Annotated in this window: 7 protein-coding genes; 6 read left to right on the top strand and 1 reads right to left on the bottom strand. The window is 37.8% G+C overall.

The features are described 5' to 3' along the window. The coding region (locus tag REI64_RS05750; protein WP_308849150.1) for a hypothetical protein at positions 1-535 on the bottom strand (535 nt) is incomplete at its 3' end. A gap of 231 nt (positions 536-766) precedes the next feature. Here REI64_RS05750 and REI64_RS05745 point away from each other — a divergent pair. From REI64_RS05745 to dut, 6 genes are all read left to right on the top strand, one after another. Beyond that, positions 767-1,930, top strand: a complete 1,164-nt coding sequence (locus tag REI64_RS05745) for an amidohydrolase family protein (protein WP_308849149.1) — start codon at positions 767-769, stop codon at positions 1,928-1,930. Positions 1,931-2,002: 72 nt separating this feature from the next. Then, positions 2,003-2,827, top strand: a complete 825-nt coding sequence (locus REI64_RS05740; protein WP_308849148.1) for a BRO family protein — start codon at positions 2,003-2,005, stop codon at positions 2,825-2,827. Positions 2,828-2,841: 14 nt separating this feature from the next. Next, positions 2,842-3,789 (top strand): nitronate monooxygenase, encoded by a 948-nt coding sequence (locus REI64_RS05735; RefSeq protein ID WP_308849147.1) that lies wholly within the window; start codon positions 2,842-2,844, stop codon positions 3,787-3,789. Positions 3,790-4,001: 212 nt separating this feature from the next. Continuing rightward, positions 4,002-4,286: an acylphosphatase gene (locus tag REI64_RS05730; protein ID WP_308849146.1), complete on the top strand. Its 285-nt coding sequence runs from the start codon at positions 4,002-4,004 to the stop codon at positions 4,284-4,286. Between the two features lie 73 nt (positions 4,287-4,359). Further along, positions 4,360-5,841 (top strand): polysaccharide biosynthesis C-terminal domain-containing protein, encoded by a 1,482-nt coding sequence (locus REI64_RS05725; RefSeq protein WP_308849145.1) that lies wholly within the window; start codon positions 4,360-4,362, stop codon positions 5,839-5,841. Positions 5,842-5,868: 27 nt separating this feature from the next. Further along, positions 5,869-6,303, top strand: coding sequence for a dUTP diphosphatase (gene dut, locus REI64_RS05720; RefSeq protein WP_308849144.1), 435 nt, complete (start codon positions 5,869-5,871; stop codon positions 6,301-6,303). The last annotated feature ends 56 nt before the right edge of the window (positions 6,304-6,359 follow it).

Here is a 6,359-nt window from a genome sequence, read left to right as displayed (position 1 = left end):
CTGTTTCTTCTTCTTTCTTCACGTCAACTTGGAAGTAGTTTTTATCACCATCTTTTACACTGAAAGCTGCTGTTGGCGTCCAATCTTTGTATGGATCTGTTCCTAATACTGTTTTAATAGCGTCAGGTAATGCCGATATTTCAATTGGAGTTTTTACTACACTGTCTTGTACCGACACATTTTCTTCGTTAGCAATCGAAGCAGTTGCTTGTGTTAGGTTAGTTCCAGCAAAATCTACTGGTTTACCATCAGCGTCAAATTTTAATGAAGCTGTTTCTTCTTCTTTCTTCACGTCAACTTGGAAGTAGTTTTTATCACCATCTTTAACGCTGAATGCTGCTGTTGGTGTCCAATCTTTATATGGATCTGTTGCCAATACTGTTTTAATTGCATCTGGTAAAGCTGATATTTCGATAGGAGTTTTCACTACGCTGTCTTGAACCGAAACAATTTCTACTTTATTGATTGAAGCCTGAGCTTGAGTTGCTGTAAAACCTGCGAATGCTACGATAGCTGCTACAAATAACTTTTTCATAATATCTATTTTTTTAAGTTTAATACATTTTGTGAATTATACTAACCTAATGCTACATAATGATGCCAGAGGCTGTTATTGCATCGTGCCAAAATGTAAATGGTTAAAAGTAAGTCATTTATGTGTTTTTTGCTGAATTTAATATTGTAGAATTTCTCTACAACTTGTTACCTAAGGCGGCAAAAAAGTTTTAAATTTCGAATTTAAGGTGCATTCCGCTTAATTTGTACTATGCAAAGATACTTATCAGCTAATTGGATATATCCTGTAACCAGCGAGCCTATAGCCAATGGTGTAATAGAAGTTGCTGACACGGGTGAGATCACCGCCATATTAAAGCAGGAAGAAACAATACAGCAAAATATTGAAGGGATAGAACAGTTTGAAGGTGTGTTGGTGCCTGGGTTTGTAAATACGCATTGCCATTTGGAACTTTCGCATCTATTTGAAAAAATTCCCGAACAAACTGGATTGCCAGCTTTCGTGAGAGAAATTGTAGCACAGCGTGCAGCAGCAGATGAAGTGGTTATTGCCGCAATGGATGCCGCCGATAAGCAAATGCTTGAAAATGGAATTGTTGCCGTGGGCGATATTTCAAACCAGCTACTTTCTAAGGAGGTAAAGCAGCACAGCACATTACATTACCATACTTTTGTGGAAGTTTTTGGATTTAATTGGCCTTCGCAACCTATTATAGATGAGGCGTTGAAAATTAGAGATAGCTATTGGCCACTTAAGGCTTCAATTGTGCCACATGCGCCTTACTCAGTATCCAATGAGTTGTTCCAATATATTGAAAGGAACACCCGACCGCAAGATATACTGAGTATTCATAATCAGGAAACAGCTGCCGAAAGCGAATTTTTTGAAAGAGGTACTGGAGATTTTGAAGTGATGTACCAACGCATGGGAGTGCCGAAGAGCGAAGCACATGGCACTGGAGAAAATTCACTGCGATATCACTTGCCAAAAATGCCATCGAACAAAAGTTTATTAGTACACAATACTTTTACCAGCAAAGCTGATATCGATTTTGCTACTGCACAGCATAAAGATTTGTATTGGTGCTTATGTCCAAATGCAAATTTGTACATAGAAAATAACCTGCCGGATGTTACGCTTTTCATCGACCCACGTATTAAAGTAACTTTAGGTACTGATAGTTTGGCGAGCAATCACCAGCTATCTATTTTGGCAGAGATGCAAACCTTACAACAGAAGAAAAGAATACCTTTTGATGAACTGTTGAAATGGGCAACAATTAACGGTGCGGAGTTTTTAGGTATCGATAACCAATATGGAAGCTTTGAAGTTGGTAAAACACCTGGCGTAAATTTGATAGAGCTTAGTGCGGGTAAAATTATCAAGTCTAACGATGTGAAAAGATTAGTTTAATGTATTTAGGTTTGGTGGTTTTTCTTTCGGATATTTAAGAATTATCTATCTACAATTATTAAAAATTATCCTATGGCAAACATTAAACTATTTGAAAGCAAGCAAATACGTTCCGTATGGAACGAGACAGATGAGAAGTGGTATTTTTCTGTGCAGGATGTTGTTGAAACACTTACTGACAGCTCTGATGTAAAGCAGTATATTAAAAGAATGTTGAGCCGAGACGGTCAGCTTAAAAGCAACTGGGGTACAATTTGTACCCCGGTTGAAATGGTAGCAGCGGATGGTAAAAAAAGGAAAATACAAGCTGCCGATACTAAAGGTCTTCTACGCATTATCCAATCTATACCTTCCCCTAAAGCAGAACCTTTTAAACTTTGGTTGGCGCAGGTAGGTTCCGATCGTTTAGAAGAAATAGAAAATCCGGAGCTGGCCACACAGCGAACAAGAGAGCTCTACAAACTTAAAGGCTATTCGGACGATTGGATTGAAAAGCGCATGCGCAGCATTGCTATTCGTGAAGAACTTACCGACGAATGGAAGAGTAGAGAGGTAAAGGAGCAAAAGGAGTACGCAATTTTAACAGCCGAAATATCCAAAGCTACTTTTGGACTTACGCCATCCGAATACAAAAAAGTTAAAGGATTAAAGAGCCAAAACTTGCGAGATCACATGACCGACCTTGAATTGATTTTCTCGATGTTAGGTGAAGCATCCACTACAGCTATTGTTAAAACACAAAATCCTATTGGCTTTAAAGAGAACCAAAAAGTGGCTAAACAGGGTGGGGCAGTTGCAGGAAATGCAAGAAAGGAATTAGAAAGCAAAACGGGGCAAAAAGTAGTGTCGGAACAAAATTATTTACCCGAGAAAAAGAAAATTGATAAGAAAAACTAAAAGTCTGTGAACAGATGAGCAACCCCATAACTTCCCTTTTTAATATCAAATACCCCATTATTCAGGCTGGTATGGTTTGGTGCAGTGGTTGGCGCTTAGCTGCTGCCGTTTCTAACGCTGGTGGTTTAGGTATTATTGGTGCAGGTTCCATGTATCCAGCCGTTTTACGTGAGCATATTCAAAAATGCAAAGAAGCCACAAATCAGCCATTTGCCGTAAATGTGCCATTGCTATATCCAAACATTCAAGAAATAATGGATATCTTAGTAGAAGAAGATATCAAGATTGTATTTACTTCTGCGGGCAACCCAGCAACGTGGACTAGTTTTTTGAAGGATAAAGGAATGATTGTTGTTCACGTAATTGCCAATACCAAATTTGCTTTAAAGGCACAACAAAGTGGGGTAGATGCAATAGTTGCCGAAGGTTTTGAAGCTGGAGGTCACAATGGAAGGGAAGAAACTACTACACTTTGTCTCATCCCAATGATTAAAGCAGCAGTAAATATTCCAGTAATTGCTGCGGGTGGCATTGCTAGCGGAAAATCGATGTTGGCGGCTTTTGCTTTAGGAGCAGATGCCGTGCAAATAGGTTCAGCATTTGCAGTAGCCGAGGAGTCATCCGCACATCCAAATTTTAAGGAACGCATTATTTCATCCGCCGAAGGCGATACCAAACTAAGGATGAAAAAACTGGTACCTGTGCGGTTGCTCAAAAATGAATTTGCTGATGCAGTTGCACATGCTGAAGCTAATGGCGCAAGTACCGCAGAACTTGCTGCTTTATTAGGTAGAGCAAGAGCAAAACTCGGGATGTTCGAAGGAGATATGGAAGAAGGAGAATTGGAAATAGGACAGGTCTCAGCTATGCTTAATGAAATTAAACCAGCTGCAACAATTTTAAATGAAATTTGGGAAGAGTTTTTAGTAGAAAAGCATAAGTTGAACACCCTAGAGTTTTAAGTTTTACCACCTTAGACATTTTAGAAAATCCAAGTTTTTTACGAAATGTAATTGCCTGCATAGGGTGGCAGAAAAATTATTACAGATTATATTTTCATCGATTTATCATCTTAAATGCGCTTAGGTGTCTTAGGTGGTTCAAAATAATTACTTTTGTAGGCAAATAAGTTTCGGGTAGTCTTAATACTCGATACTCATATCTCAATACTAAAATGAAACACATCAAAATAAAAGTAGTAGGCAAGGTACAGGGCGTTTTTTTTAGGGCCAGCACCAAAGCCGTAGCCGACCAAATGGGCGTGAAAGGAAAAGTGAAGAATGAAAAAGATGGTTCGGTTTTAATTGAAGCAGAAGCTGACGAGATTACTTTAGAGATGTTTGTAGAGTGGTGCAATAAAGGGCCTGAGAAATCAATCGTGGAGCAAGTGGTTGTAGAAGAAGGAGAGTTACAAGGTTATACGAACTTTGTGGTAATTAAAAAGAACTTGCTTTGGTAAAGATGGCTCAATTGTTAAATTGTTTTATTGTTGAGATTTGTCACCTATCTCATATCTCAATACGCACATCTTAATGGTTTTAAAAAAATTCCTAGGGCAAACAGCAATATATGGATTGAGCACTGTATTCTCACGCTTGTTCAATTTCATTCTAACTCCAATTTACACCGGAGTTTACAAAACGGGTGTATATGGGATTTTTACAAATATGTACGCCAATGCTTCCATCATCAATGCGGTATTGGCATTTGGTATGGAAAGTACATTTTTCAGATACCTAAATAAACACGAAGACAAGAAACAAGAGGTTTACAATAACTCATTTTGGTGTATTGCATTTATATCAACTTTGTTTTTGGTAACAGGGTTGATATTTCTTGATCCAATTGCCAATTACCTAGCAAGTTCTCCCGAAGATGTTGGTGATTATAAAAAATACACAATTTACTTTTTGTTGATCCTATTTTTAGACGCCATTAGTGTTATCCCTTTTGCTAAAATCAGGGCAGATGAAAGGCCGATAAAATACAGTGCTGTCAAATTTCTTAACATTGGTTTTTTCGTTGGGTTTAACTTAGTGTTTTTGTTTGTGCTTCCAGCTATGATCAAACACCAATGGATTGGTGCACAATGGGTAGAAAGTTGGTACAGAACCCAGTGGATTGGCTATGTTTTTATTTCTAATCTAATTGCAAGTGCAGCAACGCTGGTGATGCTTTTACCAGAGTTTGCTAAAATCCAATTGAAATTCGACAAAGCTTTATTCAAGCAGATGTACGCTTACAGCTGGCCGGTTTTAGTTGCTAACCTTTCATTTACCATCAACGAAAGTTTAGATAAAATTGTGCTGAACAAGTTACTGCCAGAAGACATTGCAGCCAGTGAGGTTGGGATTTATGGCGCAGTTTGCAAGATTGCAGTTTTCATCAGTATTTTTATTACCGCTTTTAGGTTAGGTGCCGAACCTTTCTTTTTCAGCTATGCAAAGCAGGAGAATGCAAAGAAAATTTATGCCATTATACTTCAATACTTTGTAGTTGCTTTGGCTATTTTGTTTGTAGCGCTAATAGCGAATATCGAGATCCTTAAATATTTTATCCGAAATCAAGATTATTGGGTAGGCTTACCAGCTGTTCCATTTTTATTGTTAGGTTACGTTTGCTTAGGTGTTTACATGAATTTATCTATTTGGTATAGATTGTCTGATCAAACTAAATTCGGCTTGTATATCTCGTTAGTTGGTGCAATAATTACCATCGTTTTTAATCCGCTACTTATTCCTAAATTTGGGTACATGGGCTCGGCTTGGGTAAGCATGATTACTTACTTCACCATGATGGTAATTTCTTATGTTTTAGGTCAAAAGCACTATCCAATTCCGTACAATCTCAAAAGAATTTTACTCTATCTAGTTATCTCGATAGTTATCGGTTTTAGTTCATTTTTCCTATTCAATAAAAATATATTCATTGGTAATGGCCTGTTAATTTTATTTTTGGCATTAGTATACTTCTTGGAAAAGAACGAACTGAAGCAATTTTTTAGGAAAGCCTAGTTTCAAATCTCAATACTCAAATCTAATATGCAAATCAAAATCATCAATAAATCTGCCCATCAATTACCAGCTTATGAAACTGCGCACGCTGCAGGTATGGATTTAAGAGCCAATATAGAAGAGCAAATCATAATTAAACCTTTACAGCGTTCTTTAATTCCAACGGGTTTGTTTATAGAATTGCCTATAGGCTACGAAGCGCAAATTAGACCACGTAGTGGTTTGGCTTATAAACATGGTGTTACCGTATTAAATTCGCCTGGTACCATTGATGCAGATTACCGTGGAGAGTTAAAAGTGCTTTTGGTAAATTTGTCGGATACCGATTTTGTAGTGAACAATGGCGAGCGTATTGCTCAAATGGTAATAGCTAAACACGAAACTGTGGTTTGGGAAACTACAGAAGAGTTAAGTAACACTGATAGAGGCGCCGGTGGCTACGGACATACAGGCAAGGGTTAATATACGGCGTTACAAATGTTGTCAGTCTGAGCTTGTCGAAGACTAATTTGAGGTAA

This window comes from Pedobacter sp., assembly GCF_031119335.1.
Lineage (GTDB): Bacteria > Bacteroidota > Bacteroidia > Sphingobacteriales > Sphingobacteriaceae > Pedobacter.
The sequence above is the reverse complement of the archived record's forward strand: the minus strand, read 5'-3'. Positions and strand labels throughout refer to the sequence as shown.

Excerpts from the sequence above, each read along its gene's own strand:
- REI64_RS05735 (WP_308849147.1), top strand. The coding sequence starts at position 2,842 with ATGAGCAACCCCATAACTTCCCTTTTTAATATCAAATACCCCATTATT.
- REI64_RS05745 (WP_308849149.1), top strand. The coding sequence starts at position 767 with ATGCAAAGATACTTATCAGCTAATTGGATATATCCTGTAACCAGCGAG.
- dut (WP_308849144.1), top strand. The coding sequence starts at position 5,869 with ATGCAAATCAAAATCATCAATAAATCTGCCCATCAATTACCAGCTTAT.
- REI64_RS05725 (WP_308849145.1), top strand. The coding sequence starts at position 4,360 with ATGGTTTTAAAAAAATTCCTAGGGCAAACAGCAATATATGGATTGAGC.
- REI64_RS05730 (WP_308849146.1), top strand. The coding sequence starts at position 4,002 with ATGAAACACATCAAAATAAAAGTAGTAGGCAAGGTACAGGGCGTTTTT.
- REI64_RS05740 (WP_308849148.1), top strand. The coding sequence starts at position 2,003 with ATGGCAAACATTAAACTATTTGAAAGCAAGCAAATACGTTCCGTATGG.